General features: G+C 71.7%; 31 protein-coding genes. 14 read left to right on the top strand and 17 right to left on the bottom strand.

Annotated features, from left to right (window positions below):
* The first annotated feature begins 433 nt into the window (after positions 1–433).
* The gene (locus J5X75_RS24775; RefSeq protein WP_238489062.1) at positions 434–868 is read left to right on the top strand and encodes a hypothetical protein; all 435 of its coding nucleotides are present in this window, start codon (positions 434–436) and stop codon (positions 866–868) included.
* A 35-nt stretch (positions 869–903) separates the two neighbouring features.
* Here J5X75_RS24775 and J5X75_RS24770 read toward each other — a convergent pair whose 3' ends face one another.
* A complete protein-coding gene (locus J5X75_RS24770; RefSeq protein WP_183222573.1) occupies positions 904–1,083 on the bottom strand; it encodes a hypothetical protein in 180 nt (59 codons plus the stop codon).
* A 64-nt stretch (positions 1,084–1,147) separates the two neighbouring features.
* On the opposite strand from J5X75_RS24770, the gene J5X75_RS24765 reads away from it, so the two are divergent.
* Positions 1,148–1,474 carry a translation initiation factor 2 gene (locus tag J5X75_RS24765; protein ID WP_307798243.1) on the top strand — a complete coding sequence of 109 codons (327 nt, stop codon included), beginning with the start codon at positions 1,148–1,150 and terminating at the stop codon, positions 1,472–1,474.
* 408 nt (positions 1,475–1,882) lie between these two features.
* Here J5X75_RS24765 and J5X75_RS24760 read toward each other — a convergent pair whose 3' ends face one another.
* The gene (locus tag J5X75_RS24760) at positions 1,883–2,359 is read right to left on the bottom strand and encodes a DUF2231 domain-containing protein (RefSeq protein ID WP_208469877.1); all 477 of its coding nucleotides are present in this window, start codon (positions 2,357–2,359) and stop codon (positions 1,883–1,885) included.
* 147 nt (positions 2,360–2,506) lie between these two features.
* Here J5X75_RS24760 and J5X75_RS24755 point away from each other — a divergent pair, with 147 nt between their 5' ends.
* Together J5X75_RS24755 and J5X75_RS24750 are read left to right on the top strand one after the other, a co-directional pair.
* Positions 2,507–2,947 carry a Fur family transcriptional regulator gene (locus J5X75_RS24755; protein ID WP_208469876.1) on the top strand — a complete coding sequence of 147 codons (441 nt, stop codon included), beginning with the start codon at positions 2,507–2,509 and terminating at the stop codon, positions 2,945–2,947.
* A gap of 46 nt (positions 2,948–2,993) precedes the next feature.
* Positions 2,994–3,848, top strand: coding sequence for an oxygenase MpaB family protein (locus J5X75_RS24750; protein WP_208469875.1), 855 nt, complete (start codon positions 2,994–2,996; stop codon positions 3,846–3,848).
* Positions 3,849–4,099: 251 nt separating this feature from the next.
* Here the strand turns inward: J5X75_RS24750 and J5X75_RS24745 are convergent, their stop codons facing one another.
* The 7 genes from J5X75_RS24745 to J5X75_RS24715 form a co-directional block, all read right to left on the bottom strand.
* The gene (locus J5X75_RS24745) at positions 4,100–4,912 is read right to left on the bottom strand and encodes a RecB family exonuclease (RefSeq protein ID WP_238489185.1); all 813 of its coding nucleotides are present in this window, start codon (positions 4,910–4,912) and stop codon (positions 4,100–4,102) included.
* Between the two features lie 92 nt (positions 4,913–5,004).
* Positions 5,005–5,622 (bottom strand): MarC family protein, encoded by a 618-nt coding sequence (locus J5X75_RS24740; RefSeq protein ID WP_208469873.1) that lies wholly within the window; start codon positions 5,620–5,622, stop codon positions 5,005–5,007.
* 51 nt (positions 5,623–5,673) lie between these two features.
* Positions 5,674–6,525 (bottom strand): PHP domain-containing protein, encoded by an 852-nt coding sequence (locus J5X75_RS24735; protein WP_208469872.1) that lies wholly within the window; start codon positions 6,523–6,525, stop codon positions 5,674–5,676.
* 28 nt (positions 6,526–6,553) lie between these two features.
* Positions 6,554–7,369, bottom strand: a complete 816-nt coding sequence (locus J5X75_RS24730; RefSeq protein WP_208469871.1) for a PH domain-containing protein — start codon at positions 7,367–7,369, stop codon at positions 6,554–6,556.
* Positions 7,370–7,378: 9 nt separating this feature from the next.
* Complete coding sequence (locus tag J5X75_RS24725) at positions 7,379–7,537, bottom strand: hypothetical protein (protein WP_173476757.1); 159 nt, start codon at positions 7,535–7,537, stop codon at positions 7,379–7,381.
* Positions 7,538–7,665: 128 nt separating this feature from the next.
* Positions 7,666–8,328: a DUF6758 family protein gene (locus J5X75_RS24720; RefSeq protein WP_372450941.1), complete on the bottom strand. Its 663-nt coding sequence runs from the start codon at positions 8,326–8,328 to the stop codon at positions 7,666–7,668.
* A 78-nt stretch (positions 8,329–8,406) separates the two neighbouring features.
* Positions 8,407–9,039: a TrmH family RNA methyltransferase gene (locus J5X75_RS24715; protein ID WP_208469869.1), complete on the bottom strand. Its 633-nt coding sequence runs from the start codon at positions 9,037–9,039 to the stop codon at positions 8,407–8,409.
* A gap of 452 nt (positions 9,040–9,491) precedes the next feature.
* On the opposite strand from J5X75_RS24715, the gene trxA reads away from it, so the two are divergent.
* From trxA to J5X75_RS24695, 4 genes are all read left to right on the top strand, one after another.
* The gene (gene trxA, locus J5X75_RS24710) at positions 9,492–9,884 is read left to right on the top strand and encodes a thioredoxin (RefSeq protein WP_208469868.1); all 393 of its coding nucleotides are present in this window, start codon (positions 9,492–9,494) and stop codon (positions 9,882–9,884) included.
* Positions 9,885–9,997: 113 nt separating this feature from the next.
* Positions 9,998–11,932 carry an intein-containing Rv2578c family radical SAM protein gene (locus J5X75_RS24705; protein ID WP_208469867.1) on the top strand — a complete coding sequence of 645 codons (1,935 nt, stop codon included), beginning with the start codon at positions 9,998–10,000 and terminating at the stop codon, positions 11,930–11,932.
* 76 nt (positions 11,933–12,008) lie between these two features.
* Entirely contained in the window at positions 12,009–12,416 is a 408-nt protein-coding gene (locus tag J5X75_RS24700) for a CoA-binding protein (protein ID WP_208469866.1), read from the top strand.
* Positions 12,417–12,574: 158 nt separating this feature from the next.
* Entirely contained in the window at positions 12,575–13,123 is a 549-nt protein-coding gene (locus J5X75_RS24695) for a DUF4190 domain-containing protein (RefSeq protein WP_208469865.1), read from the top strand.
* 54 nt (positions 13,124–13,177) lie between these two features.
* Here J5X75_RS24695 and J5X75_RS24690 read toward each other — a convergent pair whose 3' ends face one another.
* From J5X75_RS24690 to J5X75_RS24680, 3 genes are all read right to left on the bottom strand, one after another.
* Positions 13,178–14,113 (bottom strand): SDR family NAD(P)-dependent oxidoreductase, encoded by a 936-nt coding sequence (locus J5X75_RS24690; RefSeq protein ID WP_208469864.1) that lies wholly within the window; start codon positions 14,111–14,113, stop codon positions 13,178–13,180.
* 125 nt (positions 14,114–14,238) lie between these two features.
* Positions 14,239–14,865, bottom strand: a complete 627-nt coding sequence (locus tag J5X75_RS24685) for a hypothetical protein (RefSeq protein ID WP_208469863.1) — start codon at positions 14,863–14,865, stop codon at positions 14,239–14,241.
* 139 nt (positions 14,866–15,004) lie between these two features.
* Positions 15,005–15,916 (bottom strand): DMT family transporter, encoded by a 912-nt coding sequence (locus J5X75_RS24680; protein ID WP_208469862.1) that lies wholly within the window; start codon positions 15,914–15,916, stop codon positions 15,005–15,007.
* Between the two features lie 133 nt (positions 15,917–16,049).
* Between J5X75_RS24680 and J5X75_RS24675 the strand changes: the two genes are divergently transcribed.
* Positions 16,050–16,748, top strand: a complete 699-nt coding sequence (locus J5X75_RS24675) for an HAD family hydrolase (RefSeq protein ID WP_208469861.1) — start codon at positions 16,050–16,052, stop codon at positions 16,746–16,748.
* 22 nt (positions 16,749–16,770) lie between these two features.
* A complete protein-coding gene (locus J5X75_RS24670) occupies positions 16,771–17,265 on the top strand; it encodes a hypothetical protein (protein WP_208469860.1) in 495 nt (164 codons plus the stop codon).
* A 39-nt stretch (positions 17,266–17,304) separates the two neighbouring features.
* On the opposite strand, the gene J5X75_RS24665 is transcribed toward J5X75_RS24670, so the two are convergent.
* A complete protein-coding gene (locus tag J5X75_RS24665; protein WP_208469859.1) occupies positions 17,305–18,180 on the bottom strand; it encodes a PhzF family phenazine biosynthesis protein in 876 nt (291 codons plus the stop codon).
* 33 nt (positions 18,181–18,213) lie between these two features.
* Between J5X75_RS24665 and J5X75_RS24660 the strand changes: the two genes are divergently transcribed.
* The 3 genes from J5X75_RS24660 to J5X75_RS24650 are packed head-to-tail and all read left to right on the top strand — an operon-like array spanning position 18,214 to position 21,182.
* On the top strand, positions 18,214–19,485 hold the full coding sequence (locus J5X75_RS24660; RefSeq protein ID WP_238489057.1) for a magnesium transporter MgtE N-terminal domain-containing protein: 1,272 nt from the start codon (positions 18,214–18,216) through the stop codon (positions 19,483–19,485).
* 44 nt (positions 19,486–19,529) lie between these two features.
* Positions 19,530–19,982: a DUF1003 domain-containing protein gene (locus J5X75_RS24655; protein ID WP_208469902.1), complete on the top strand. Its 453-nt coding sequence runs from the start codon at positions 19,530–19,532 to the stop codon at positions 19,980–19,982.
* Positions 19,983–20,030: 48 nt separating this feature from the next.
* Entirely contained in the window at positions 20,031–21,182 is a 1,152-nt protein-coding gene (locus J5X75_RS24650; protein ID WP_208469857.1) for an Mrp/NBP35 family ATP-binding protein, read from the top strand.
* Here J5X75_RS24650 and J5X75_RS24645 read toward each other — a convergent pair whose 3' ends face one another.
* Positions 21,183–21,599 (bottom strand): twin-arginine translocase TatA/TatE family subunit, encoded by a 417-nt coding sequence (locus J5X75_RS24645; protein WP_208469856.1) that lies wholly within the window; start codon positions 21,597–21,599, stop codon positions 21,183–21,185.
* Between the two features lie 80 nt (positions 21,600–21,679).
* The gene (locus J5X75_RS24640; RefSeq protein WP_208469855.1) at positions 21,680–22,948 is read right to left on the bottom strand and encodes a S1C family serine protease; all 1,269 of its coding nucleotides are present in this window, start codon (positions 22,946–22,948) and stop codon (positions 21,680–21,682) included.
* 158 nt (positions 22,949–23,106) lie between these two features.
* Between J5X75_RS24640 and J5X75_RS24635 the strand changes: the two genes are divergently transcribed.
* Complete coding sequence (locus J5X75_RS24635; RefSeq protein WP_238489055.1) at positions 23,107–23,811, top strand: O-methyltransferase; 705 nt, start codon at positions 23,107–23,109, stop codon at positions 23,809–23,811.
* Here J5X75_RS24635 and J5X75_RS24630 read toward each other — a convergent pair.
* Both J5X75_RS24630 and J5X75_RS24625 read right to left on the bottom strand, forming a co-directional pair.
* Positions 23,776–25,185 carry a leucyl aminopeptidase family protein gene (locus tag J5X75_RS24630; protein ID WP_307798241.1) on the bottom strand — a complete coding sequence of 470 codons (1,410 nt, stop codon included), beginning with the start codon at positions 25,183–25,185 and terminating at the stop codon, positions 23,776–23,778. The two genes, J5X75_RS24635 and J5X75_RS24630, sit on opposite strands and share 36 nt — an antisense overlap.
* A gap of 77 nt (positions 25,186–25,262) precedes the next feature.
* Positions 25,263–25,430 carry a DUF3117 domain-containing protein gene (locus J5X75_RS24625; protein ID WP_014447667.1) on the bottom strand — a complete coding sequence of 56 codons (168 nt, stop codon included), beginning with the start codon at positions 25,428–25,430 and terminating at the stop codon, positions 25,263–25,265.
* Positions 25,431–25,469: the final 39 nt, after the last annotated feature.

Raw genomic sequence — 25,469 nt, 5'->3', positions numbered from 1 at the left:
GTTGCCCCGCGCCGCCGTTGCCCCGCGCCGCCGTTGCCCCGCGCCGCCGTTGCCCCGCGCCGCCGTTGCCCCGCGCCGCCGTTGCCCCGCGCCGCCGTTGCCCCGCGCCGCCGTTGCCCCGCGCCGCCGTTGCCCCGCGCCGCTGTCCCCTCACGCTTCGGCAAGCCGCGACAGCGCCGCGTCGTAGCAGGTTTCGTGGCGTGGCGGGGGTTTTCCACATTCGCCCGTCTTCCACAGGCGTTCGCGCAGCACCGAGTCACCCATGCCTAACGTCGATGCGGTCGCTCTTCCGGCGGCCCGATGTCGATGCGGCCGTTCCCGCGACAGCTCGACAGGGTGTGGCGATTCTCTGGAGGCCCTCATGCCCCGCGCGGCTCCGGCACGGTCCGGCGAGCGCCTCGATCCCGTGCGATGGCGCCGGCCGAGCCGCGGCATGTTGCTCAGGCTGGCCGCGGCCACGGTGCTGTTGATCACAGCGGCCGCGGTTTTGTGGGTGGAGCCGTCCGGCTGCGTACCGATCACGGCGACGCCACGGTCGTCTTCGTCCGCGACCGGCGAGCCGTCGGCGACGCCGTCCGGGCAGTCCGCCGCCCGGCCGATCCCACCGGGCAGTGTCGGAGTGCCGGTCCGCCTGGCCGACCCGACAGCCCTGACCGTGGTCCGCCCCGGCAACCGGGTGGACCTGCTGAGAATCGACGGCGACCGGGACCGGCCCACTCCCGTGGCGAGCTCGGCCCTGGTCCTCGATGTGACCGGAGCCGACGACCCGGTGACCGGCGGGCTGCTCCTGGCCCTCACCCCTGACGAGGCAGACCGCGCGGTGAGCACTCCGGCCCGGGGCTTCGCCATCCTGATCCGCCCCGGCTGATCCGCCGAAACGCCCCGAGAGACCGGGCCGGGCAATCAGTCCCAGTGCGGCGGGCGGTCCTCGAGCAGGCGGTCGTCGTTGGAGTGGCTGCGCTCACCCCAACCGCGCTCGGTGTCATCACGGGTCTGGTCGGGCAACACCGGTGCCTCTTCGGATTCGAAGTCGACCTCGCGCTCGGCGTCGTTGTCCCGCTCAGGCTCGTCCAGGATGTCCACGACTACGAGGGTAAGCCGCGAGCGTTGCGGCCGTCGTCCCCCTCCGGCTGTACCGTCGGTGAACGTGAGTTCCCCCACGCGCCCTTCGGACGACGACGCCTACTGGCAGCGGCCGGACCCGTCCGCTGATCCACTGGGCCGGCCCGGGCCGGCCCCCGAACCGGAGACGCCGCCATACCCGGGCCCGCCCCGAGCCGAGCCGCCCCCGGCCGACTGGCGCCCGCCGACGATCGCCCACCCGCCGCCGCCGCGCACCCTGCCGCCGCAGGACATGGACGCACTGGACGAGGCAGAGGGCTCCGCCCGCACCGTCACCTTCGGCGTCGGCCTGGTCGTCGGGGCGATCGCCCTGGTGGTCGTCTGCCTGCTCTGCGCCCGGGTCGTGTTCTGACCCACCGCACGCCCCTGCCGCCCGGGCCCGCCACCCATCACCCACGCCCATGAACAGCCGCACGCCCCGCCACTGCCACCCGCGCCCGTCTCCCACACGTGCCGCCCACCCGTCGGCGGACGGCCAGCGGCCGCGTCGCGCCCGGCGCATGCGTGGGTCCCGGCCGCGCCCAACGCACGAGCCCGTCTCCCACACACGCCGCCCACCCGTTGGCGGACGGCCGGCGGCCGCGTCGCGCCCGGCGCATGCGTGGGTCCCGGCCGCGCCCAACGCACGAGCCCGTCTCCCACACACGCCGCCCACCCGTCGGCGCACGGCCCTCGGCCGCGTCGCGCCCGGCGCACGCCTCCGTCTCGCCCGCCCCGCCGGGCGGTCGGCTTCAGGAATGCTCGGGAGGTCGGCGCCGGGTCAGTAAGTGCCCCAGACGGCCGTGGCTCCGGAGTCCCCGGTCTGGTAGAGGTAGTAGCCGCTCGCGGCGGCCAGCACCACCAGGACCACGGCGAAGCCCAGGTCGGCGCCCTTCGGCAGAGCGCGGGGGTCACGGAAGGTGAGGGCGACCAGGAGCAGGGTGACCACGCCGAGGCCGAGGGTGAGCCAGAAGGTGAGCGTCCCGTTCGCCATGTGGCCGTCGAGGATCTCCTTGCCGGCCGGGGAGACGCGCTCCTCGCTGAGCAGCCGGTCGTAGAACTGGGTGCCGGAGAGCATGGTGATCAGGGCGGCGACCGGCGCCGTGACGGCCAGCAGGCCCACCGCCCAGCCGATGCGGGAGCGCAGTGGCGCGGCGAGGGCGTAGACGACCGCCCCGAGAGCCAGCAGGGGCACGAAGATGACGGCGGCGTGGAGCACGAGGACATGTACCGGCAAGCCGTTGACCTGGTCTAACACCAATTCCTCCTCGATCCGGGGTGTGGCTAGCTTAGGAGTTGCGTGACGCGGCAAACATCCCTTGACCACGATTGCCAGCGAAGCGTGACCGAACCAGTGTGATCAACACCTGTTGGTGAATCCGCGTGCCCGTGTTGTCATGGACGGATGTCCACAGGTGCGGAACTCCTGCGTGCGCACGGGTTGCGTGTCACTCGCCCCCGGCTGGCCGTGCTGGACATCCTCACCGACGGCGGTCACCTCGAAGTCGATGAGATCGCCCAGCAGGTCCGCGCCCGGCTGGACTCGGTCTCCACCCAGGCCGTCTACGACGTGCTGGGCGCCCTGTCCCGGGCCGGTCTGGCGCGCCGGATCGAGCCGGCCGGCAGCCCCGCCCGCTACGAGGCCCGGGTCGGTGACAACCACCATCACATCGTCTGCCGAGGTTGCGGCGCGATCGCCGATGTCGACTGTTCCGTCGGCCGCCGCCCCTGCCTGACGCCCGGCGAAACCCACGGCTTCGATCTGGACGAAGCCGAGATCACCTTCTGGGGCCTGTGCCCCGCGTGTCAGACCCGCCGGGAAGCCGACCGTTCCGACCCCGCTTGAGCTCGTGCCGTAACGGATCGACGGCGGCCGTGGCAGGCTGGAGGGCATGACGGGAGACGTCGGGCTGTTCGGACCGGACTCGGTCACCTGGAAACTGCACCGCGAACCCATTCTGATGCTCGGCGGCCTGCGCTCGCTCTATCTGCAGGCGCTGCACCCGCGGGCGGTGGCCGGGGTGGCACAGAATTCCGGCTATCGGGCCGATCCGTGGGGTCGTCTCATGCGCACCTCGGACTATGTCGGAACGGTCATCTACGGCACCACCGACGAGGTCCGGCAGGCGGCGGGCCGGCTCCGGCGGCTGCACGCCCGGATGTCGGCGACCGATCCGCGGACCGGGGAGCGCTTCCGGATCGACGAGCCGGATCTCCTGCGCTGGGTGCACGTGGCCGAGGTGGAGTCGTTCCTCACCACGGCCGTGCGTGCCGGGGTGGACCTCACCGCGGAGGAGATCGACGGCTACTACACCGAGCAGCTGCGCTCCGCCGAACTGGTGGGCCTGGACCCGGCGACCGTCCCGGCGACCGCGGCCGAGGTGGCGGCCTATTTCACGGCGATGCGCCCGCAGCTGGGCCTGACCAGGGACGGCGCGGAGGCCGCCGTCTTCCTCACCGTGCCACCGATCCCCGGCCACTGGGGTGGCCTGCCGTTCCGGCTCGGCCTGACGCTGGGCCCGGCCCGGTGGGCCTACTTCGGCATCGCCGGGACGGCGCTGGGCCTCCTGCCCGCCTGGGCCCGCAAGATGTACGGCGGCCTCGGCTGGCCCACCACCGACATGGCCGCCGCGCTCTCGGTCCGCGGTCTACGCGCCCTGATCGCCGGCGTCCTGGCCACCCTGCCCGAGCAGTACCGCATGGCCCCGCTACGCCGAGCCGCCATGGAACGAGCCGGCCTGGCCTGACCGGACAGGCCGTCCGAGCGACCGGGCGGACCGGGGATGCTCGGACGGACAACGAACAGCCGGGCAAACGGCAAGGGCAAACGCGAACGGCAAGCGGCAAGGGCAAGGGCAAGGGCAAACGGCAAACGGCAAAGGCGAACAGCAAAGGCGAACAGCCAGGCGGACCAGGGATGCTCGTAGAGCCGACGAGCGACTGGCTTCGAAACAGCCGATGGCAGGTCCGACGGGTCCGGCGGCGCCGGGACCGGGGCCTAGCCGTTCAGGTGCTCGACCGCTGTCCACGGCTCCTTCGCCGCGGCGTCGGCCCCGGCCGGGCACACCTTGCGGAAGTCGCACCATCCGCACAGCGACCCCGGATTGACCGGGAACTGCTCGTCCGGGTCGGCGCCCGCCGCCACCGCCTTCTCGGCCGCCATGATGTCGAGGGCGGTCTCCTCGGCCCGGCGCACCTGCCGGGCCAGTGACTCCTCGGTGTGCTCGTGGACGGCCACCGTGCCGGTGGGCAGGTGGTGCAGCTCGACGCGACGGCACGGCCGCCGGAAGACTCGCTCGGCCGCGTACGCATACAGCGCGAGCGCCTGCGAGCCCCGGGCGTCGTCGGAGCTGAGCCCGGACCGCCCGGTCTTGTAGTCGACGATGACCGCCTCGGGCCCCCGGGCGTCGATGCGGTCGGCCCGCCCGTTCAGGGCCAGCACCGAGGTCTTGGTGGCGACCACCCGCTCGACACCGAGTGGCTCCTCCTCGGGGTCGAGGGTCGCCACATAGGTCTCCAGCCAGTCGAGCGCCCGGCGGTAGACGACCCGCTCCTGCTCGACGTCGCGATAGCCCTCCCGCACCCAGGTGGCCTTGAGCAGGGTGGGCAGCGCCTCGGGCTCGCGCCGCTCCGGGGGGAGGGCGAACCAGTTCTTCAGCGCCGTGTGCACGCTGGCGCCGAGGGAGTTGTGCGCCCACGGCGGGCCTTTGGGTGGGCTGGGCCGGTCGACGTAGGAATACCGATACCGGCGTGGGCAGTCGGCATAGGCTCCGAGCTTGCTCGGCGTGCAGACGAAGAGTCGCTCGGGCATGCCGGCGAAGCCGAGTTGCTCGGGAACCGCGGACCTGGTGGCACGTCGAGTGGGGGGCACGGAACAATCCTGCCAGCACCCCCCGACAAAACTCAGACCATGCCCGCGTAGGAGCGCACGAAGGCGAACACCGCGTCGGCGATCAACTGTACGGCGATGGCGGCCAGCAGGAGCCCGGCGATCCGGGTGAGCACCTCGATGCCGGCCGGGCGCAGCAGCCGGACGATCAGCCCGGAGAACCGCAGGACCAGCCACACGCACGCCATCACGGCCAGGATGGCGGCGGCCAGGACGAGGTATTCGTCGGCGCTCTCGGCACGCTGGACGAACAGCATGGTGGCGACGATGGCGCCGGGCCCGGCCAGCAGCGGGGTGCCGATCGGCACGAGTGCGACGTTGCTGGTGCCGGCCTGGTCGGCGGGTTCGTCGGTCTTGCCGGTGAGCAGTTGGAGCGCGACCAGCACCAGCAGCAGGCCACCGGCCGCTTGGAGGGCCGGGAGCTGCACATGCAGGTAGTCGAGGAGGGTCTGCCCGGCGACCGCGAACCCGACGATCACGCCGAGGGCGAGCAGCACGGCCTGGGTGCCGGCCCGGTTCCGGGCCTTCGCCTGCATGGCGCCGGTGAGCGCGAGGAAGACCGGGACCATGCCGGGCGGGTCGACGATGACCAGCAGCGTCACGAAGAACTCACCGAACAGCTTGAGGTTCACCCGATCAAGGTAGGTGCCGGGATGCTCCGGCGCTGGCCGGTGCGTCGAGTGTCACCCCAGGACCGGTACTCCGGCCGCCGCCGAGACGATCTTCTCGTACGCCTCGGGGTCGGTGGTGAACGCTCCCAGTTGGACCGCCTTGTGCGTGCCGTGGAAGTCGGATGATCCGGTGACGACCAGGCCGAGCCGGTCCGCGAGGGCCCGCACCTGGGCCCGCTCGGCGGGCGTGTGGTCCTCGTGATCGGCCTCCAGGCCGAAGAGGCCGGCCCGGGCCAGCTCGGCGATCAGTTCGTCGGGCACCACCCGCCCGCGCACGGTCGCCCGCGGATGAGCGAAAACGGCCACCCCGCCCGCTTCACGCACCGCCCGCACGGCATCGAAAACATCAAGATCAGACTTTGGTACGAAGTACCGCGCACCCAGCCACGCGGAGGCGAACGCCTCGGTGGTGGTCCGCACGAGACCGGCTCTGATCAGCGCCTGGGCGATGTGCGGCCGCCCGACCGAACCGCCGGCCGCGTAGCCGCTCACCTCGTCCCACGAGATCGGCACACCGTCCGCCCGCAGTTTCCCGACGATCTTCTCGGCCCGCTGTTCCCGATCTTCGCGGAGTCGCACCAGCTCGCCGGCGAGGACCGGTTCGGCCGGGTCGAACAGGTAGGCGAGCAGGTGCAGCGGGATGGCCGGCTCGGCGCCGTGCCACCGGCAGGACAGTTCGGCGCCACGCACCAGGCGCAGGCCGGCGGGCCGGGCGGCGGCGGCCTCGTCCCAGCCGCCGGTGGTGTCGTGGTCGGTGATCGCCATGACGTCCAGTCCGGCGGCCGCTCCGGCCCGGACCAGCTCGGCCGGGGTGAAGGTGCCGTCGCTGGCGGTCGAATGACAGTGCAGGTCGATTCCGGTCACCGCTGTCACGCTACCGCCGGTCGGCCGGTCAGGCGTCCTCTCCCTCGTCGTCCTTGCCGAGACGAGCCTCCACGGCCTGCGGTTCGTACATCTCCTCGACGACACGCAGGTACAGCTCGTTGGGGTTGGGCAGGTGCTTGACCTCGCGCAACGCCTGGTCCTGGCCGGCCGACTCGAGGACGAACGTGCCGTAGCTGAGCATGCGCCCGAGAGCCGACTGCTCGTACTTCATGTCGGTCACCCGCAGGAGGGGCATCATCGCCACCTTCCGGGTGACGATGCCGTTGACCACCATCACCCGCTTGTTGGTGAGGATGAACCTGTCGAAATACCAGTCGAAGACCTTCCAGGCCACCCAGCTGATCACGCCGAGCCAGACCAGCACGGCGACGGTGACCAGACCGTCGAGGTCCTCCTGGCGGGTCAGGAAGCCGGCCAGGTACCCCAGCGCGAGGGTGGCGGCGGCGCCGATGCCGAGCGGCTTGGAGAGGTGGATCCAGTGTCGTTTCCACTCGCCGCGGTACCGCTCGGTGGGGAACAGGTAGCGGGCGACCAATGTGGTCGGTTCGTCCTCCAGGGGGAGGAAGCGGCGCGGTCCGCCACCGCGGTCGAGCCCTTCCAGCTCCTCGGCGGTGAAGCTGGGTGCCTCGTACTCTTCCGGCTCGTCGTAGACGTCGGAGGGTGAGCGGCGGCGCCCGAATGCGGGATCGTCCTCATAGAGGTCGCCCTCGGCGTAGTCGGGGTCGTCGTCGAAGGCCGGGTCGCGGTACCCGTAGCTCTCATCGTCATCCCGAGGGCGGCGCGCGCCCTCGCCTCGCGGGTCGCGCGGCTCACCAGGCTCCATGAAGAGATGCTATGCGACGAGGTCCGTGAAGAAAGTGCCGAAACCACGCGCGATGTCCGCGATCGTGCCTCCGAGTGACTCGAACACCGCCGCGGCCGAACTCGGGTTGAAGGCGATGAAGAAGATCAAGAATGCAATACCAAGCCAGGTGAGGACCTTCTTGACCATGGGGGCCTTCTCCTCCGGTGCGGGGTACGCTCTGCGCCGCGGCAGTACTGACGGTATCAGCTTCGTCGCTTCGTGTGAACAAAGTGGCCGGAAAGTCGATTGCCATAGCCGCAGGTCACACCTAAGAGTCAGGCACGACCGTGCAGGTACGGCGACGGCGCTCCGAACACGAGCTCGGACGGCACCCCCTCGGAGAGGTCGTGCAGGACGACATGCTCCGCGAGTAGATAGCCCGCGCTCGCGGGCCACGCTACCGCATAGAGCCACATTCCTTTGGCCTCACTCACGTAGGCGCTTCGATCCTCGGGTGACTTGACACACCACAGTGGAGTGGGATGCCCGGCCGCCTTGATCTTCGCATGTGGACCGGCGTGCGCACCGCGGTCGGCCAGCGCCTCGGAGAGCAGGTGGCCCGGGTCGAGCCCGGGGATGCCGGCGAATCTGGTGCCCAGCCCGACGCCGGGTTGCTCGGCGATCAGGACGAGGTCCGCGGGCCCGCCGCCGAGCGGTTCGGGGCCGCTGCACGCGAGCACGGTCGCCCGCACACCGAAGCGGTCGTCACCGGACCAGCCCACCCCGGTGACCATCCACCCGGAGGGCAGCGGCCAGGGGCACCAGAGCGGAATCCGCTCGGCGCTCGACGCCGACTCCCGCAGCACCGTTCCGACGATCTCCGCACTGATGTGCTCGGCCACGTGGAACGGCGGAACGTCGCCACAGTTGTCGCACCGCCAGTGGCTGTGCATCAGGTCCGGCTTCCGAACCTGTGCAGCACATCTGGGGCAACTCACCGTGACACCCACACTCCATACCGTGCTGCCCGGGCGAGCCCCCGTCAAGCGAATCGGCAGAAGACGGGCTGATCCGGGTCAGGCCGGAGGCGGGCCGGCGTGCGCCCGGATCCACGCGTGCATGGCGATGCCGCTGGCCACGCCGGCGTTGATGGAGCGGGTCGAGCCGTACTGGGCGATCGAGAAGAGCTGCGAGCAGGCCGCCCGCGCCGGCTCGGACAGGCCTGGCCCCTCCTGCCCGAAGAGCAGGACGCAGCGGCGCGGCAGGGTGACCGTCTCCATCGGCCGCGAGCCGGGCAGGTTGTCGATGCCGATCACCGGGAGGTCCTCGCCCGCCGCCCACGCCACGAAGTCCTCGATCGCCGGGTGATGCCGGACGTGCTGGTAGCGGTCGGTCACCATGGCGCCCCGCCGGTTCCACCGGCGCTGCCCGACGATGTGGACCTCGGCGGCCAGGAACGCGTTGGCGTTGCGCACCACGGTGCCGATGTTGAAGTCGTGCTGCCAGTTCTCGATCGCGACGTGGAAGTCGTGGCGCCGGGTGTCCAGGTCCGCGACCACGGCCTCCCGGCTCCAGTACCGGTACCGGTCCACCACGTTGCGGCGATCGCCCTGCTCGAGCAACTCCGGATCCCAGTGCTCACCGGCCGGCCGCTCACCCGCCCAGGGACCGACTCCGACCTCGGTGGATATGTTCTCGCCCGCCGTCATGGGGCGATAGGCTACCGATTCCGCCGGGGGCGACTCACCCGGCAGGAGACGCAATGAGCGGCGGGGCCCTCCCCGGCACCCGCCGCCCACGCTCTGTTGGAAAAGAGTTTGCCTCACCGTCCGTATCCATGTGAAGGACTTTCAAATGTGAGCCAGCTCACATTTAAGTAACTTAACAGTTAATGGTCTACGGTGGGACCGCTCCCATTAGGTCTCCACAGGTAGGACAAATCACCCATCAAGCCTTGATCAGGTACGGAAACGTCAACACAATCGTGTCAGCAAACAGACACCATGCGCCTACTTTCGGTTACGATAGAGCGCCCATGGTCGTTTGACGGTCCGGAGCCCGAGGGTGCCGTACGCCACGTGTGCCGGCGCTCGACACGGGAATGATGGATGGGTGCCAGGAGTTCCACCCGACGAAAGCGATTCCCGCAGACGGAGGCATCATGGCGACGGTTGCGCTGACCGCAGCGAACTTCGACGAGGTCACCAGTAAGGACGGCATCGTCCTGGTCGACTTCTGGGCCAGCTGGTGCGGGCCCTGCGTAAGCTTCGCGCCCACCTACGAGCGCTCCTCGGAGAAGCACCCGGAGATCACCTTCGGCAAGATCGACACCGAGGCGGAGCCGGGTCTGGCGCAGAAGTTCGACATCCGGTCCATCCCCACGATCATGGCGGTGCGTGACGGCATCGTCGTCTTCTCCCAGCCCGGCGCGCTCCCCGCGTCCGCCCTGGAGAGCCTGATCGAGAAGGTCGCGGAGCTGGACATGGACCAGGTGCGCGAGCAGGTGTCCGCGCAGCGCAAGGACAAGGACGAGCCGGCCGCCGCACGCGGCTGACCCGGCCCGACGAACGAAGGCCCGCGAACCGGTTCGGTTCGCGGGCCTTTTTTCGTACGCTCGTTCGAGCAAGGTCATGGACAGGCCCTAGAACGTGTGTTCGAATACCTGCCATGCGATGGTCCCACCTGTCGGCTCAGCCCGGTGACGGCTCGCTCCCGGACAGGGCGGCGCCGGCGGCCCCACCCCTGCCGCTGGCGCTGCCCGGCGCGACCGTGCGCCGGTTCGACACTCCCGGGTTCGCCGGGATGACGTTCTACGAGATCCACGCGAAATCCCTGATCAACCGGGTTCCCGGCACCTCCCGGGTGCCGTTCGAGTGGACCGTCAACCCCTATCGCGGCTGCTCCCACGCGTGCACGTACTGCCTGGCCGGCGACACCCCGATCCTGCTCGCCGACGGCTCCACCCGGCCGCTGGCACAGATCCGGCCCGGCGACGCGGTGATGGGCACGATGGGCGCCGGCGCGCACCGGCGTTGTGTGCCCACCACGGTCCTCGACCACTGGGAGACCACCAAGCCGGCGTTCCGGGTGACCCTGGCCGACGGGACCCGCCTGGTGTCCAGCGGCGACCATCGCTTCCTCACCGACCGCGGCTGGCGGCACGTCAGCCCGGCGGAGCCGCACCAGCCGGCGCTCGCGGTCGGCGACCTGATGTTCGGGGTGGGTCACTTCGCCGAGCCGCCCAAGGAGTCGCCCGACTATCAGTCCGGGTTCGTCTGCGGGCTGATCCGGGGTGACGCGTCCGGGCCCGGGGTGGCGGCCGAGGGCGACGCCTGGGTGCGGGCCGACGGCTATCTGGACGACGTCTCCCTCACCGAGGCGGTGCGCTGGCCCGAGCTGCCCACCAGTGACTGGTTCCGTGGCTTCCTGGCCGGCGCCTTCGGTGCGGTCGGGCGGACCGATCGGCTGGCCGTGGTCCTGGAGAGCACCGACGTCGGCTATCTGCGGTGGATCGTGCACGCCCTGACCCATCTCGGCCTGGTGGCCCGGGGCCCGGGGCCGGTGCGGCCGGGGGCGACCGGCCGGGTGGAGACCGAGCGCCACCTCGACGCGGCACTGCGCTTCCGGCACCTGACCGGCGCCTCGATGGGCCCGCTGGACGCCTCCGGGGTCGGGGTCCGTGGGGAGCGGCGGCTGGCCGTCGCCGACATCGAGGAGCTCGGGCTCACCCTGCCGCTCTTCGACATCTCCACCGGGACCGGCGACTTCATCGCCGACGGGGTGGTCAGTCACAACTGCTTCGCGCGGAAGACGCACACCTATCTGGATCTCGACGCCGGCCACGACTTCGACAGCCGGGTCCTGGTGAAGGTGAACTCCGGTGAGCTGATCCGCCGGGAGCTGGCCGACCCGCGGTGGGCCGGCGCGCCGATCGCGATGGGCACCAACGTCGACGTCTACCAGCGGGCCGAGGGCCGCTACCGGCTCATGCCGGAGATCCTGGCCGCGCTACGCGACCACGCCAACCCGTTCTCCATCCTCACCAAGGGCACCCTGATCCTGCGCGACCTCGATCTGCTCCGGCAGGCCGCCGAGGTGACCCGGGTCGGGCTGGCGGTCTCGGTCGGTTTCGTGGACGAGACGGTCTGGCGCTCCGCCGAACCGGGCACGCCGAGCCCCGGCCGCCGGCTGGAGGTGGTCCGGCGGCTGACCGACGCCGGCTTCGCGGTGACCGTCCTGATGGCCCCGATCCTGCCCGGGCTCACCGACACCGACGAGTCGATAGAGGAGACGGTGGCCGCGATCGCGTCGGCCGGGGCCGTCGGCGTGACGCCGCTGGCGCTGCATCTGCGCCCGGGCGCCCGCGAGTGGTATGCGGCCTGGATCGGCCGGGAGCATCCGCACCTGCGGCCGCGCTACCGGGAGCTGTACGGCAACGGAAGCTACCTGCCCCGGGCCTACCAGGACGAGATCGCGGCCCGGGTGCGGATGGCGTCCCGGCGGCACGGCCTGCACCGGTCGCCGGCTGCGACCGGGACCCACCGGCCGACCGGTGGCACACCCGCGTCCCGCCCGGTTCACGACCAGCTCACCCTGCTGTGACGCCCGGCCGGGAGCACGGTTCGGGCCCGGGGAAACCACCCAACCTCGCCCTACCGGACGTGGATAGAGTTCGGGTATGCGGAGCGCTCAGCAGATCCTGGCCGGGGCGAGTGTCATCGCGGTGGTGGGAGCCTCCCGCGATCCCTACAAACCGGCGCACACCATTCCGCTGCAGATGCTCCGGCACGGGTGGCGGATCATCCCGGTCAACCCGTTCGTCGACGAGCTGTTCGGCGTCCCGACCGTGCCCACGCTGGCCGAGATCGACGAGCCGATCGACCTGGTGAACGTGTTCCGTCCGGCCCGGGACGCGGTCGACGTGGTCCGGCAGGCGGTGGCCGTGAAGGCGCCGGCCGTGTGGTTGCAGAGCGGCATCGTCTCGGCCGAGGCACGGCGGATCGCCGAGGAGGCGGGCCTGGAGTATGTCGAGGATCGTTGCCTGGCCGTCGAGCGCGCGCTCGGCCAGCTCACCAAGCGCCCCTGAGCGACGGGCCGCACGGCTGATCCCGGACCACGCCCGGCGCTCCCGGACTTGGCGTGACGGGCCAAAATGGGAGGCCATCGGGTTCCGCCCGCACGGAAGCCGGTCTCACATCCCTCCTCCCCGGCAGGTACGGTGCGAGGACTCAAGGAGGACCTCAGATGACCTATCCCCCGGCTGACGGCAACCCGGATCCTTACCAGCCGCCACAGCCTCCGGCCAACGACCCGACTCTGCAGTACCCCCCGCCGACGAGTCCCGCGCCGTCCAAGGGCCCCGGTTACTCGCCGACGCCGGGCTACGTGCCGGCGACGGACGGGACGGGATATCCGCCCGCGGGGGCCGGATATCCGCCGCCGTCGGCCGGGTATGGTCCTCCGCCCGGCTACGGGCCGCCCGGCGCGCCCGGCTACGGTGCGCCCTACCCGCACTACGGCGCTCAGCGGCCCACCAACGGCCTGGCCATCGCGTCGCTGATCTGCTCGCTCGCCGGTCTCCTGACGTGCATCAGCGCGCCGGTCGGCGTGGTGCTCGGGCACATCGCGAAGAAGCAGATCCGGGAGACCGGTGAGGCCGGCGACGGCATGGCCACGGCGGGCCTGTGGGTCGGCTACATCCTCAGCGTGCTGAGCCTGATCGTCATCGTCTTCTACGTGGTGGTGGTCGTCTGGGCGGTCAGCGAGGGCGCCACGGGCTCGACCACGTTCTGACCCGGCACAAGGTGGACCGGTCCGGCGGACCGGTCCACCTTCGTTCTGTCCGGGTCAGCGGAACTGGGCCTCGCGGACGCTGTTGCCGCCGTCGACCACCAGCATCTGGCCGGTGATGTAGGACGCGGCCGGCGAGCAGAGGAAGCTGACCGCCGCGGCGACCTCGTCCGGGGTGCCCGGGCGGCCGATCGGGGTGCCCAGACCCTGCTTGATCTCGGTCACCGTCGACGCGGCCGTGTAGATCGTGCCGGGGGCCACGCAGTTGACGTTGACCCCGTCGGCGACCAGCTCCATGGCCAGCGCCCGGGTCAGGCCCACCACACCGGCCTTGGCGGCCGCGTAGGCCGCCTCGGTCGGCAGCGCGTTCACCGCGCCGGCGGTCGCGGCCAGGTTGACGATCCGGCCCCAGCCGCGTTCCGTCATGCCGCCGACGAACGCCCGGCTGCACAGGAAGGCGGTGCTGAGGTTCCGGTCGATCTCGGCCTTCCACTCGTCGAAGGTGAGCTGGGCGACCGGCCGCAGCACCTCGGGGCTGGCCCGGCTCGCCAGACCGGCGTTGTTGACCAGCACCTCGACGTCGCCGAGCTGGTCGGCGATCGCGTCGGCCAGGGCGCCGACCTCGGACTCGTCGGTGAGGTCGGCCACGAAGCCGGTCACGCCGAGCTCGGTGGCGCGTTCGTGGATGCGGCGGGTGGTGGACACGATCGCCACCCGGGCGCCGAGGTCACGCAGGCGACGAGCTGTCGCGTACCCGATCCCGTCCGGGCTGCCGGCGCCCGTGACCAGGGCGACCTTCCCGTCCAGGCGGAGCGTCACCGGGGCGTCGCCGGAGGCCTCGATCTCCGCCTCGACGAGCTCCTGCATGTCGGTTCCGGTCGGGCGGTCGAGGGTTTCGCCGGGAGCGCCGGAGTTCGGTGGTCGGCCGTCGGCCGGGCGTGTGGTGTCGCGCCGGGACGGGCTGCCCCCGGTGGAACGGGCGTCGAAGACCATGCGGCGATCCTGCCTGCTCCAGCAGGCCGGGGCAAACATCGTGTCACTGTGGCGTCGCCCGGGACGACCGTCCCCGCATCACGTCCGCCCTGGTAGTGACGGCTTTCCGACAGGACGCGAAAAGATCAGTCACCGGTTTCGGGGGTGAGCGGGCGCACCGGGCCCTCCTCGACGAACACCAGGGGGGCATCCGCTCCGTAACGGTCCGGGAACTCCCGGCGGATCCGGTCGATGTCGCGGGTGCCGATCTCCACGCCCACGCCGTCGTGCCGGCTGCCCACGGTCACGATCCGGATGCCGCGGGAGTCCCAGTACGGCAGGTCGGCCACCACGCGGTCGTGCCACCGGGTGAGCTCGGCGACGGCGTGCGCCGCGTCCCGCACCACCACACAGGTGTCCTCGGCGCTCTCCCGGATGAAGTCGTCGAAAACCTCCGACGGTACGCGGTACACGATCGCGCGTACCCGGAGCTGATCGACCTCGAGCCCCGCGAAGCTGTCGGCGAACCGCTCACGCCCGCCGCGGTCGATCCGCTCGATGGCGGCGGCGAGCCGCTGCGGAGTGACCGGCATGCTCCGCCCACCGACCGTGCTGAACTGCGCCGGGCGGCTGAACTGGCAACCGGCCGTGCGCCAGCCGCCGGTCGGCCCGGAGTGCTCCCGCGGGTCGCCGCCGTCGATCTCGCCGCAGCCGGGCGCGGTCATGAGGAGCGCCCCGGCGAGCAGAAGCCGGACCAGCCGATCGCCATACATCGCATCCTCCTTCACTATCGCGTGCCGGCCACCCTCCGCCAGCGGGCGGCCCGCGGCCGCCGAGGGAGGAGGGGCTTCGGCGGGGCCAACGACCGAGCTTCGAGTACTGAATCGGAAGAAGGTTGCAATCAGCCCATATTTAGCTGGAAAGAGATTCGGTACGGACCACCCGCGCCGCGCCCACGAGGAACACCGCGACCCCGGTCAGCAGCAGCGCCAGCCCCGGCAGCGAGCCCGCCCGGGGTACCTGCCCGAGCCACCACCAGGCGAGGAAGGCCGCGCCCGGCACCTCCAGCAGGATCAGGACGCTGACCGTGGTGGCCGACGTGTGCTGGAGCGCGTAGTTGAACATCGAGTGCCCCAGCAGCTGGGCGCCCGCCACGAGGGCCAGGATCGCCGCCCAGGTGCGGCCGTCGTACCCGGTCAGGCCGACGCCGAAGACCAGGCAGACGGCGAGCAGCACGACGGCGCACGTGCCATAACAGATCCAGGTGTACGTGGTGGTGCTCAGCCGGGTCCGGGCGCGCTCGCCGAGAGCCGTGTAGACGGCCGCCGCCACCGCCCCGAGCAGTGCCAGCACGTCGGCCAGGACGGCCTGCCCGGACACCCCGACATCGGCGCCGGTGGCCCAGGCGGCGCCGGCCACCGCCAGCCCGATACCGGTCCACCCGGCCGCCGAGGGCCGCCGGCCCTGCGCCGCCGCGATCAGGCCCTGCCAGACCGGCTGGGTGGCGACCAGCGCGGTCGCGGTGGCCACCGAGCCGAGCTGCACGCTCGGCATCCAGGTCGCGAAGTGCAGGGCCAGCGCCAGCCCGGCGAGCACGCAGAGGATCCCGGCCGGGCCGCCGGCGGCCCGGCGCACCTCGGCCCGGCGCGGACCGAGCGTGATCGGGGTGAGCGCGAGCGCCGCGAGGCCGTTGCGCCAGAACGCGATGGCGAGGGCCGGCGCGGCCGCGAAGGCGATCAACGGGGCCGACGAGGAAACGGCCAGCACCGCGACGGTCAGTGCCAAGATCAGGCTCGCCGGTTGACCTGGTGAGCGCATATTCATCCCCGGCCGTCGCTTCTTGCGCGGTAGTCCTGGCGAGTTTGCCACTGTCTATTGGCGGACAGTGACGGAGTCGATACAGTCACCGGCGGTTCACTCCCTGTTTCCGCCCCCCATGTCCTGGAGGCCGATTCACATGCCCGCATACCGTGCGGTCGTGTTTGACTTTTTCGGCACTTTGACCCGGTCTGTCCAGCGCGGCCCCCAGCACGCCGCCATCGCCCGGTCGCTCGGCGCCGACCCGGACGCCGTGGTCGGCGTCCTGAACCGCACGTTCCGGGCCCGGGCGTGCGGCCGCTACGGCTCCGCCGAAGCCACCCTCCGCTGGGTGATCGAGCAGGCCGGTGGCCATCCCCACCCCGGCGCCATCCGCGCCGGAGTGCCGGCCCGGATCGACGCGCTGCGCGCCGACACCCAGCTGCGGCCCGACGCGGTGAGCGCTCTCGCCGCCGTCCGCCGGCGCGGGGTACGCACCGCGGTGGTCAGCGACTGCACCCACGAACTCCCCGCCTTCCTGCCCGGCCTGCCCGTCGCACCGCTGCTGGACGCCCAGATCTACTCGGTCGAGATCGGCGTGTGCAAGCCCGACCCGGAGATCTACCTGGCCGCCTGTGCCGCCCTCGACGTCGCCCCGGAGGACTGCCTGTACGTCGGCGACGGCGGAAGCCACGAGCTAACCGGGGCGGCGGCGGTCGGCATGACACCGGTCCGCCTGGCCGCCCCCGACCTCGCCAACCATCTGGTCTTCGACGCGGACACCAACTTCGCGGGACGTACGGTCCGGTCGCTCACCGAGGTGCTGACCCTGCTCGACTCGGTGCCCGTCCTGGTGTGACGCGGCGTGGGAGGATGGCCCGGTGAGCTCTGGCGTGCTGGAAGAGGCGATCAAGAAGGCCGCGATCGCCTGGATCTCCGTGGATGACGGGCCGGCCTACGCGCTCTGGTGCATGCCGGTGGAGTCCTCGCTGGCCGTGGTGAGCGGGCCCGGTGAACAGTTCGCGCCGGGGCTGGCCGAGGCGCGGCGGGCGACGGTCCGGCTCCGCGGCGACCACGGCGGGCTGATCGTGCAGGCCGAGGCCGAGGTGTCCCGGCTGGTCCCGGGCTCCCCGGAGTGGGACGGGATCGCCCCGCAGCTGGCCGGCAAACGCCTCAACGCCTCCGGCACTGCCGAGGAGGTGGTGGCCCGCTGGGCGGCCGACGGCTGCGCGCTGGTCCGCCTCACCCCGGCCGCCGACGCCGCGACCGGGGCCGCCGACCTCCCGGCCGCGTCACAGGCCGCGCCGCCCCGCGAGACCCCGGCCCGCGTCGAGACCCGCCGCCCCTTCCGCCTGCACCGCGTCAAGAAACGCTGACCGGGCGGCTGACGCCGCACGGCCACTGGGTCAGGCTCGTCACCCGATGAACGGTGGGACGGCTATCTCGCCGGCCGCCACCGGCCACACCTGGCCGCTCACGGTCGCGGAGACCGCGGCGCCGCCGGAAGCCGTGACCGTGCACTCCAGGCGGGACGGGCGCTTCATCTCCACGCCCTGATGGATGCGGTAGGACGAGACGCCCTCGCCGGGCACCCGGCCGGCCGCCACCAGCCACACCCCGAGGGCCAGCGCCGCCGAACCGGTCGCCGGATCCTCGGGCACGGCACCGCCGGCCACGAAGACCCGGGCGTGCGCCTCGCCGTCGGCCCACGAGAAGACACTGATGTCGGTGACCCCGGCCCGTTCCGCCGCCGCCACGTCGACCCGGGCACGGGCGAGCGCTTCCCGGCGTACCGGAAGAAGCAACCAGTCCAGGCCGCACCCGGCGGAACGTGGGGCAGCGAGATCGTCACCGGCGTGGTCGGCGGCCGTCAGGCCGACCGCCGCGAGCAGCGGCGCCGGATCGAGGGGCGGGCCGAGCCGGGGTTCGGCGCCGGTGAGCGTGGCCGTGCCCGCGGCCGTCACGGTGATCGGCAGCAGGCCGGCGCCGCACTCCTGGACCACCGCACCGGCCCGGAACATGCCCCGGCGCATCGCGGTGACCGCCACCCCGACGGAGGGATGGCCGGCGAACGGGATCTCGCCCTCCGGGGTGAAGATGCGGGCCCGATACGTGGCCCCGGGCGCCGACGGAGGCAGCGGGAACACCGTCTCGGAGAGGTTGAACTGCCGGGCCAGGGCCTGCATCTGGGCGGTCGCGAGCCGCGCGCCACCGAACACCACGGCGAGTGGATTGCCGGCGAACGGCCGATCAGTGAACACGTCGACGATCTCGTACGCCAAGGTGGACATGTCCGGACCCTAACCTAGGCTGGGGTCGTGACCATGGGGACGAGGATTTATCTGGCTCGCCTCGCCGGCCTGCCGGTGTTCGACCCCAACGGCGACCGGGTGGGGCGGGTCCGCGACGCGGTCGTCCGCCTGCGCACGACCAACCGCCCGCCGCAGATCGTCGGCCTGGTCGCCGAGATGGCGCTGCGGCGGCGCATCTTCCTGCCGATCGGCCGGGTCACCAGCATGGACGCGGAGGCGGTGGTGCTCAGCACGGGCACCCTCAACCTGCGCCGGTTCGAGAAGCGGCCGAACGAGCTGCTGGTCCTGGAGGATCTGCTCGACCGCCGGGTGACCGTGGTGCCGGAGCACGGTGAGGGCCCCGTCCACCACGGGATCGTGGTCGACGTCGGCATGGACCTGAACCGGAACACCGAGTGGATCGTCACGCGCATCGCGGTCCGGGAGCTGACCGGGCGGCTGGCCCGGCGCGGGCACGTCTACCAGGCCGAGTACGACCGGGTCCGTGGCCTGGTCGGCCCCACCGACACCCAGGGGACCGCGAACCTGATGGCCGTGCTGGACCAGATGCGCCCGGCCGACATGGCGAACGCGCTGCAACACCTGCCGGACGCCCGCCGCAACGAGGTGGCCGCCGCCCTGGACGACCGGCGGCTGGCCGACGTGCTGGAGGAGCTGCCCGAGCACGACCAGGTGGAGATCCTGGTCGGGCTGGAGCGGGAGCGGGCCGCCGACGTGCTCGAGCGGATGGACCCGGACGACGCGGCCGACCTGCTCGCCGAGCTGCCGCAGACCGAGCAGGCGGTGCTGCTCGACCTGATGGAGCCGGAGGAGGCCGCGCCGGTCCGGCAGCTGATGAGCTACCAGGCGGGCACCGCGGGCAGTGTGATGACCTCGGAGCCGGTGATCCTCACCCCGGACGCCACGGTCGCCGAGGCGCTCGCCCGGATCCGCAACGCCGAGTTGTCGCCGGTGGTCGCCGCGCAGGTCTTCGTGGCCCGGGCGCCGATGGCCACGCCGACGGGTAAGTACCTGGGCGTGGTGCACTTCCAGCGGCTGCTGCGGGAACCTCCGGCCTCGATCGTGGGCGGGCTGGTGGACAGCGGCATCGAACCGTTACGGACCGATACCGGGCTGGCGGAGATCACCCGGCGGATGGCGACGTACGACCTGGTGGCCATGCCGGTGGTGGACTCGGCGTACCGGCTTCTCGGCGCGGTGACCGTCGACGACGTGCTCGACCACCTGCTGCCGCGCGACTGGCGGGAACACGACGTCCACGTGGACGAGCAGGTGATCCCGTGAGCGACAACAGGCGGGGGCTGGACCGGCCGCGCGACCCGGGGCGGATGCAGTTGCCCCGGTTCGACCCGGAGGCGTTCGGCCGCTGGTCGGAGAGCATCGCGCGGTACATGGGCACGGCGAAGTTCATCGTCTACATGACGGTGGTGATCGCCGCCTGGTTCGCGTGGAACACGCTGGCGCCGGAGAACCTGCGCTTCGACCCGTACACGTTCACGTTCCTCACCCTGATCCTGTCGTTGCAGGCGTCGTACGCCGCGCCGTTGATCCTCCTGGCGCAGAACCGGCAGGCCGACCGCGACCGGCTCGCCATGGAGGAGGACCGGCGGCGGGCGGCGATGCAGAAGGCGGACACCGAGTTCCTGGCCCGCGAGATCGCCGCGCTGCGGATCGCCCTGGGTGAGGTCGCGACCCGGGACTTCCTCCGGTCGGAGCTGAGCCGTCTCGCGGACGAGCTCGACGAGGCCGCCCTGCGCCGGGAGAAGCGCCGTACGGAGTGAGCCTCACCTCAGCGAGGACGCCCCTGACCTCGACGTAGCATGGGCTGCATGTCCGCTCCCGCCAACACGCTCGAGGACGCGATCCAGGCCGCTCTGGCGACCGTGGACGACCCCGAGATCCGCCGCCCGATCACCGACCTCGGCATGGTCTCGGGCTTCACCGTGAGCGACGGCCTGGTCAAGGTCGATCTGCTGCTCACCGTCGCCGGCTGCCCGCTGCGGGACAAGCTGAACAACGACATCACCGCCGCGCTCACCAAGATCCCCGGCATCGACCGGGTCTCGATCAACTTCGGGGTGATGACCGACGAGCAGCGCAAGGCGCTGCAGACCACGCTGCGCGGTGGTGGCGCTTCGGCGGCACCGGTCATTCCCTTCGCCCAGCCGGGCTCCCGCACCAGGGTGTACGCGGTGGCCAGCGGAAAGGGCGGCGTCGGCAAGTCGAGCGTCACCGTGAACCTGGCCGCGGCCCTGGCCAAGCGGGGCCTGTCGGTCGGCGTGATCGACGCGGACATCTACGGCCACTCGGTGCCGCGGATGCTCGGCGTGGAGAACCGCCCGACCCGCGTCGAGGACATGATCATGCCGCCGCAGTCGCACGGCGTGAAGGTCATCTCGATCGGCATGTTCACGTCCGGCAACGCCGCGGTGGTCTGGCGTGGCCCGATGCTGCACCGCGCGCTGGAGCAGTTCCTCGCCGAGGTCTACTGGGGCGACCTGGACGTGCTGCTGCTCGACCTGCCGCCGGGCACCGGTGACGTGGCCATCTCGCTGGCCCAGCTCCTGCCGAACGCGGAGATCCTGGTCGTCACCACCCCGCAGATGGCCGCCGCCGAGGTGGCCGAGCGGGCCGGGGCGATCGCCCTGCAGACCCACCAGCGCCTGGTCGGCGTGGTGGAGAACATGTCGTGGCTGGAGCTGCCGGACGGCTCCCGCATGGAGGTCTTCGGCGCGGGCGGCGGCCAGACCGTGGCCGATTCGCTGAGCACCACCATCGGCGCCCGGGTCGAGCTGCTCGGTCAGATCCCGCTGGACACCCGGGTCCGTGAGGCCGGCGACGGCGGCACCCCGATCGTGCTGGCCGAGCCGGACGCCCCGGCCGCCAAGGCCATCGACGGCGTGGCCGACAGGCTGGCCGTCCGCCGCGAGTCCCTGGTCGGCAAGCCGCTGGGCCTCATGGTGAACGCCAAACGGGGCTGACTAGGTCGCGTCCAGGTCGTAACGCTGCTGCGCCGGTTGAGGGCTCTCAACCGGCGCGGTCGTTTTCGGGGCGCTCTTGAAGTCGGCGGCCGAGGCGACGTCGGAGAGCTCCGACTTGACCCCGTTGAGGTCCTGCTTCACGTCGTCGAAGAGGCTCTGCAACGGCTTGCGCAGCGCCTGCTCGTCCTCCTCGCTGAGCAGGTGCTTACGGATGAACGCCTTCGGATGCAGGTCTTCGAGCTGGATGTCGGTGCCCAGCTCACGGCTCAGGTCGGACGTCGCGTTCTGCGCCATGCTGCGCAGGCCGCGCAGCATGCGCAGACCGTCACCCAGCACCTTGGGCAGGCGCTCACCGAAGATCAGCAGCGCGAGCATGAGCAGCGCGCCGATCTCCCACCAGTTCAGATTCTCGAACACGTCCGGCCTCCCCAACGTCCCGCGCCAAGACTACGCACGCTCCCTGTGTGAGCACAGCCCACCCGGACGGGACCTCGGCGTCAGTTGGTGTCCGCGGCGAGGGTCACCGACACGGACGCGGTCTTGGTGCCGCGGCGGTACTCGACCGCGACGGTGGAGCCGGGAGCGTACTTGCGGACCAGCGCGATCAGGTCGGTGCCCTCCTCGAGCGGATGCCCGTCGAGCTTGGTGATGACGTCGCCGGCCCGCAGACCGGCCGTCGCCGCGGGACCGGCCTGCTCGACCCCGCGCAGCCGGGCGCCGGCCGCCGTCTCCCCGGTCATCACCTCGGCGCCGATCACCGTCCGCCGGGCCTTGCCGGTGTCGATGATGTCCTCGGCCACCCGTTTGGCCTGATTGATCGGGATGGCGAAGGCGAGGCCGATGTTGCCGGCCTCGGTGTCGGCGCCACCGACCGAACGGATCACCGAGTTGACCCCGACCACCTGGCCGCCCGCGTCGACCAGCGGCCCGCCGGAGTTGCCCTGGTTGACCGCGGCGTCGGTCTGGATGGCCGCGTAGTAGCGGGTGGTGCCGCCCTCCTCACCGGCCTGGATGGGCCGGTCCAGGGCGCTCACGATGCCCTGGGTGACCGTGTTGACGAGCGCGAGCGGCGAACCGAAGGCGAGCACCGGGTCGCCGACCGCGATGTCGTCGGAATTGCCGAGCGAGACGGGGGTGAGACCGCTCTTTGCGACTTTGATCACTGCCACATCGGACTCCGGGTCGCGGCCGATCAGTTTCGCGGTGGCCGTGGAGCCGTCGTGGAAGGAGACCGACAGGGTGTCGTCGGCGCCCTCGACCACGTGGTCGTTGGTGATCACGTAGCCGTCCGTGGACACCACGAAACCGGAGCCGATCGCCCCGCTGACCCGGACCGTGACGACGCTCGGCATGACCCGCTCGGCCACACCGGCGAGCGACTCGGGTGCACGCTGCGTGTTTTCCGGGATCTTCTGGCCGGATGCGCCGAGCTGGGTCCCGCTGCTCGCGGCATATCCGCCGCGGACCGCGAAGACGAACCCGAGCGTGCCGCCGATGCCACCCGCCAACAGGGCGGTGACCAGGCAGATCACGATGATGGCCGCGTACGGCCGGCGAGGCGCGTCGGGATCGGTGACCGGCTCCGGGGCGCCGCCGCCGGCCGGTGGGGCGGGCAGGACCACCGCTGACGGAGCGTACGGATCACGCCACGGATCGGTCGTCGCACCGGACCACCAGGGCGAGCCTGGCCGGCCGGGAGCCGGGGACTGCGGGGTGCCGTGGGCAGGCGGCGTCGGTGGCCGGCGCCAGTTCCAGCCGTCGGTCACGTCGGTGCCTCCATCCGCTCGCCCGGATCCGCGCTCTCCAGGATGACACGGATCCGGCGGTACCCACCTTGCCACGGGTGCCCCTGAGCCGAGTGACCCCCTTTATCCATCGACGGCGCAGTGCGTCACCGGAGAACATCGCTCTACTCTCTTATCCGATGTGCGTGGTTCCGCCACGGACATCCACCACCGCTCGTACGGAGGTCGTCATCATCGGTCCCGCTCGTTCCTTCGGTCAGCCGGCGGCGCAATCGACGCCGTTCGCCGAGACCTACGCCGTCGAGGACCCGGTCCTGCAGACCGCGCGTGCCCTGGCACACGAGCTCGGCCTGCCCTGTGTCTCCCCCGGCGCCGGCTCCGTGCTGCGCCTGCTGGCCGCCGCGGGCAGCGCCAAGGCGGTGGTCGAGATCGGCACCGGAACCGGCGTGAGCGGCATCTGGCTGCTCCGTGGCATGCGGCCGGACGGGGTGCTCACCACCATCGACGTCGAGCACGAGCACCAGCGGATCGCCCGGCGGATCTTCCTGGAGGCGGGGTACGCCTCCTCCCGGACCCGGATCATCAGCGGGCGCGCCCTGAACGTGCTGCCCCGGCTGGCCGACGGCGTCTACGACCTGATCTTCGTGGACGCCGACACCACCGAGTTCGCCGCCTGCACCGAGGCCGCCCTGCGCCTGCTCCGGCCGGGCGGGGTGCTGATCGTGAACGGGGCGCACGCGGGCGGCCGGATCAGCGACCCGTCCGCCCGGGACGTGGACACCCTGACCATCCGGGAGACGGTCAAGGCGATCCGGGACTCCGAGGACTGGATCCCCGCGGTGATCCCGTCAGGCGCCGGCCTGCTGACCGCCGTCAAGCGCTGAGAGGTAGCGCAACAACGTGCGGGCGCCCCAGCCGGTGGCGCCCTTGGTCAGCTCCCCGTCGGCCGACTCGGACCAGCTCGGCGCGGACATGTCGAAGTGCGCCCAGCGGACCGGGCCGTAGAAGTCGCGCAGGAACAGGGCGGCGGTGATCACGCCGGGCCCGGCGCCCGCGTTGATCCGGTCGGCGATGTCGCTGCGCTGGTGCTCGACGTAGTCGTCGGCGAGCGGCAGCCGCCACATCTGCTCGCCGGCCGCCTCGCCGGCCGCGGTCAGCGCCGTGACCAGCTCCTCGTCCGGGCTGATCAGGGCGGCGGTGCGCTTGCCGAGCGCCACGGCGTTCGCCCCGGTCAGGGTGGCCAGGTCGATCACCAGGTCGGGGCTCAGTTCGGCGGCCGCGTACGCCAGGGCGTCGGCCAGCACGAGACGGCCCTCGGCGTCGGAGTTCGTGTTCTCGGTGGTCGAGCCGTCGTAGTGGGTGATCACGTCGCCGGGGCGGAAGGCGCCGCCACCGATCGCGTTCTCGGCGAGCGGCACCAGCGTGGTGATCCGCACCGGCAGGTTCAGGTCGGCGGCGCCCAGGGTGGCGGCGACCACCGCGGCGGCGCCACCCATGTCCTTCTTCATCAGCTTCATGCTGTCCCGCGGCTTGATCGAGATGCCGCCGGTGTCGAAGGTGATGCCCTTGCCGACCAGCACCACGTGGGTGGTGGCGCCGGGCGGCTGCCAGGAGATCTCGACGAAGCGCGGCGGCGACACCGAGCCGCCGCCGACGGCCCGCAGACCGCCGAACCGCTCCAGCTCGTCGCCGGCCCGGACGGTCACGGTCAGGCCGGTGCGGCGCGCGGCCTCGGCCACGATCTGGCCGGCGAACCACTCCGGGTTCTTCACCGACGCGGGTGTGTTGGTCAGGTCCCGGGCGAGCCAGGTGGCCTCGGCGGTCACCCTTGCGGCCGCGAGGCTCTCCGCGTACGCCGAAGGGTCGTCGAGAACGAGCCGCACCTCGCCGGACCGGGGCGCCTTGACGGCATCGCGATAGCGATAGCCGCCCAGCCAGAGGCCCTCGGCCAGGCCGCGCAGCGCGGCCGGGGCGAGATCCGCCGGAAGCAGCGCCTCCAGGGTCTCGTCGTCTCCGGCCTCCCGCACGATCGCGGCGCCGGCCGCACGCCAGGCCGCCTCGTCCCCGGCGCCCACCCCGGCCAGCAGGACCCGGGACGGCTGCCGCAGCGGGCGTGGGAACACCGTGATCCGGCCCGCCGTATCGGCGCCCTCGGTCGCGCCGACCAGTGCGGACATCTCCGGATCCAGGCCGGGGCCGACCGGGAGGACCCGGGTGTGAGTGTCGTCGGAGACGTCGGTCAATCGGATGGTGAACACGGGAGGATGACCTTTCCCTGAGACGTGGAAAGCCCGCCGGTACGGGCGGTACCGTACCGGCGGGCTCGCGTGAAACGTCAGCCGGCGATCGACTTCAACGCGTCACCCAGCGCGTTGGCCTCGTCCGGAGTCATCTCAACGACGAGACGGCCACCACCTTCCAGCGGGACGCGCATGACGATGCCACGACCCTCCTTGGTGACCTCCAGCGGACCATCGCCCGTCCGCGGCTTCATCGCCGCCATCTTGTCTCCCCTCAGACCTACGTCAGGGTCGGTGGGTTG

Source organism: Actinoplanes flavus, from assembly GCF_017592555.1.
Lineage (GTDB): Bacteria > Actinomycetota > Actinomycetes > Mycobacteriales > Micromonosporaceae > Actinoplanes > Actinoplanes flavus.
This window is presented reverse-complemented; position numbering and strand designations above follow the sequence as displayed.

What these genes read in the sequence shown, in the direction of transcription:
- J5X75_RS24775 (WP_238489062.1), top strand. Translation starts at nt 434, where the DNA reads ATGTTGCTCAGGCTGGCCGCGGCCACGGTGCTGTTGATCACAGCGGCC.
- J5X75_RS24755 (WP_208469876.1), top strand. Translation starts at nt 2,507, where the DNA reads ATGTCCACAGGTGCGGAACTCCTGCGTGCGCACGGGTTGCGTGTCACT.
- J5X75_RS24750 (WP_208469875.1), top strand. Translation starts at nt 2,994, where the DNA reads ATGACGGGAGACGTCGGGCTGTTCGGACCGGACTCGGTCACCTGGAAA.
- J5X75_RS24745 (WP_238489185.1), bottom strand. Translation starts at nt 4,912, where the DNA reads ATGCCCGAGCGACTCTTCGTCTGCACGCCGAGCAAGCTCGGAGCCTAT.
- J5X75_RS24730 (WP_208469871.1), bottom strand. Translation starts at nt 7,369, where the DNA reads ATGGAGCCTGGTGAGCCGCGCGACCCGCGAGGCGAGGGCGCGCGCCGC.
- J5X75_RS24725 (WP_173476757.1), bottom strand. Translation starts at nt 7,537, where the DNA reads ATGGTCAAGAAGGTCCTCACCTGGCTTGGTATTGCATTCTTGATCTTC.
- J5X75_RS24715 (WP_208469869.1), bottom strand. Translation starts at nt 9,039, where the DNA reads ATGACGGCGGGCGAGAACATATCCACCGAGGTCGGAGTCGGTCCCTGG.
- trxA (WP_208469868.1), top strand. Translation starts at nt 9,492, where the DNA reads ATGGCGACGGTTGCGCTGACCGCAGCGAACTTCGACGAGGTCACCAGT.
- J5X75_RS24705 (WP_208469867.1), top strand. Translation starts at nt 9,998, where the DNA reads ATGCGATGGTCCCACCTGTCGGCTCAGCCCGGTGACGGCTCGCTCCCG.
- J5X75_RS24700 (WP_208469866.1), top strand. Translation starts at nt 12,009, where the DNA reads ATGCGGAGCGCTCAGCAGATCCTGGCCGGGGCGAGTGTCATCGCGGTG.
- J5X75_RS24695 (WP_208469865.1), top strand. Translation starts at nt 12,575, where the DNA reads ATGACCTATCCCCCGGCTGACGGCAACCCGGATCCTTACCAGCCGCCA.
- J5X75_RS24690 (WP_208469864.1), bottom strand. Translation starts at nt 14,113, where the DNA reads ATGGTCTTCGACGCCCGTTCCACCGGGGGCAGCCCGTCCCGGCGCGAC.
- J5X75_RS24685 (WP_208469863.1), bottom strand. Translation starts at nt 14,865, where the DNA reads ATGTATGGCGATCGGCTGGTCCGGCTTCTGCTCGCCGGGGCGCTCCTC.
- J5X75_RS24680 (WP_208469862.1), bottom strand. Translation starts at nt 15,916, where the DNA reads ATGAATATGCGCTCACCAGGTCAACCGGCGAGCCTGATCTTGGCACTG.
- J5X75_RS24675 (WP_208469861.1), top strand. Translation starts at nt 16,050, where the DNA reads ATGCCCGCATACCGTGCGGTCGTGTTTGACTTTTTCGGCACTTTGACC.
- J5X75_RS24665 (WP_208469859.1), bottom strand. Translation starts at nt 18,180, where the DNA reads ATGTCCACCTTGGCGTACGAGATCGTCGACGTGTTCACTGATCGGCCG.
- J5X75_RS24660 (WP_238489057.1), top strand. Translation starts at nt 18,214, where the DNA reads ATGGGGACGAGGATTTATCTGGCTCGCCTCGCCGGCCTGCCGGTGTTC.
- J5X75_RS24655 (WP_208469902.1), top strand. Translation starts at nt 19,530, where the DNA reads ATGCAGTTGCCCCGGTTCGACCCGGAGGCGTTCGGCCGCTGGTCGGAG.
- J5X75_RS24650 (WP_208469857.1), top strand. Translation starts at nt 20,031, where the DNA reads ATGTCCGCTCCCGCCAACACGCTCGAGGACGCGATCCAGGCCGCTCTG.
- J5X75_RS24635 (WP_238489055.1), top strand. Translation starts at nt 23,107, where the DNA reads ATGTGCGTGGTTCCGCCACGGACATCCACCACCGCTCGTACGGAGGTC.
- J5X75_RS24625 (WP_014447667.1), bottom strand. Translation starts at nt 25,430, where the DNA reads ATGGCGGCGATGAAGCCGCGGACGGGCGATGGTCCGCTGGAGGTCACC.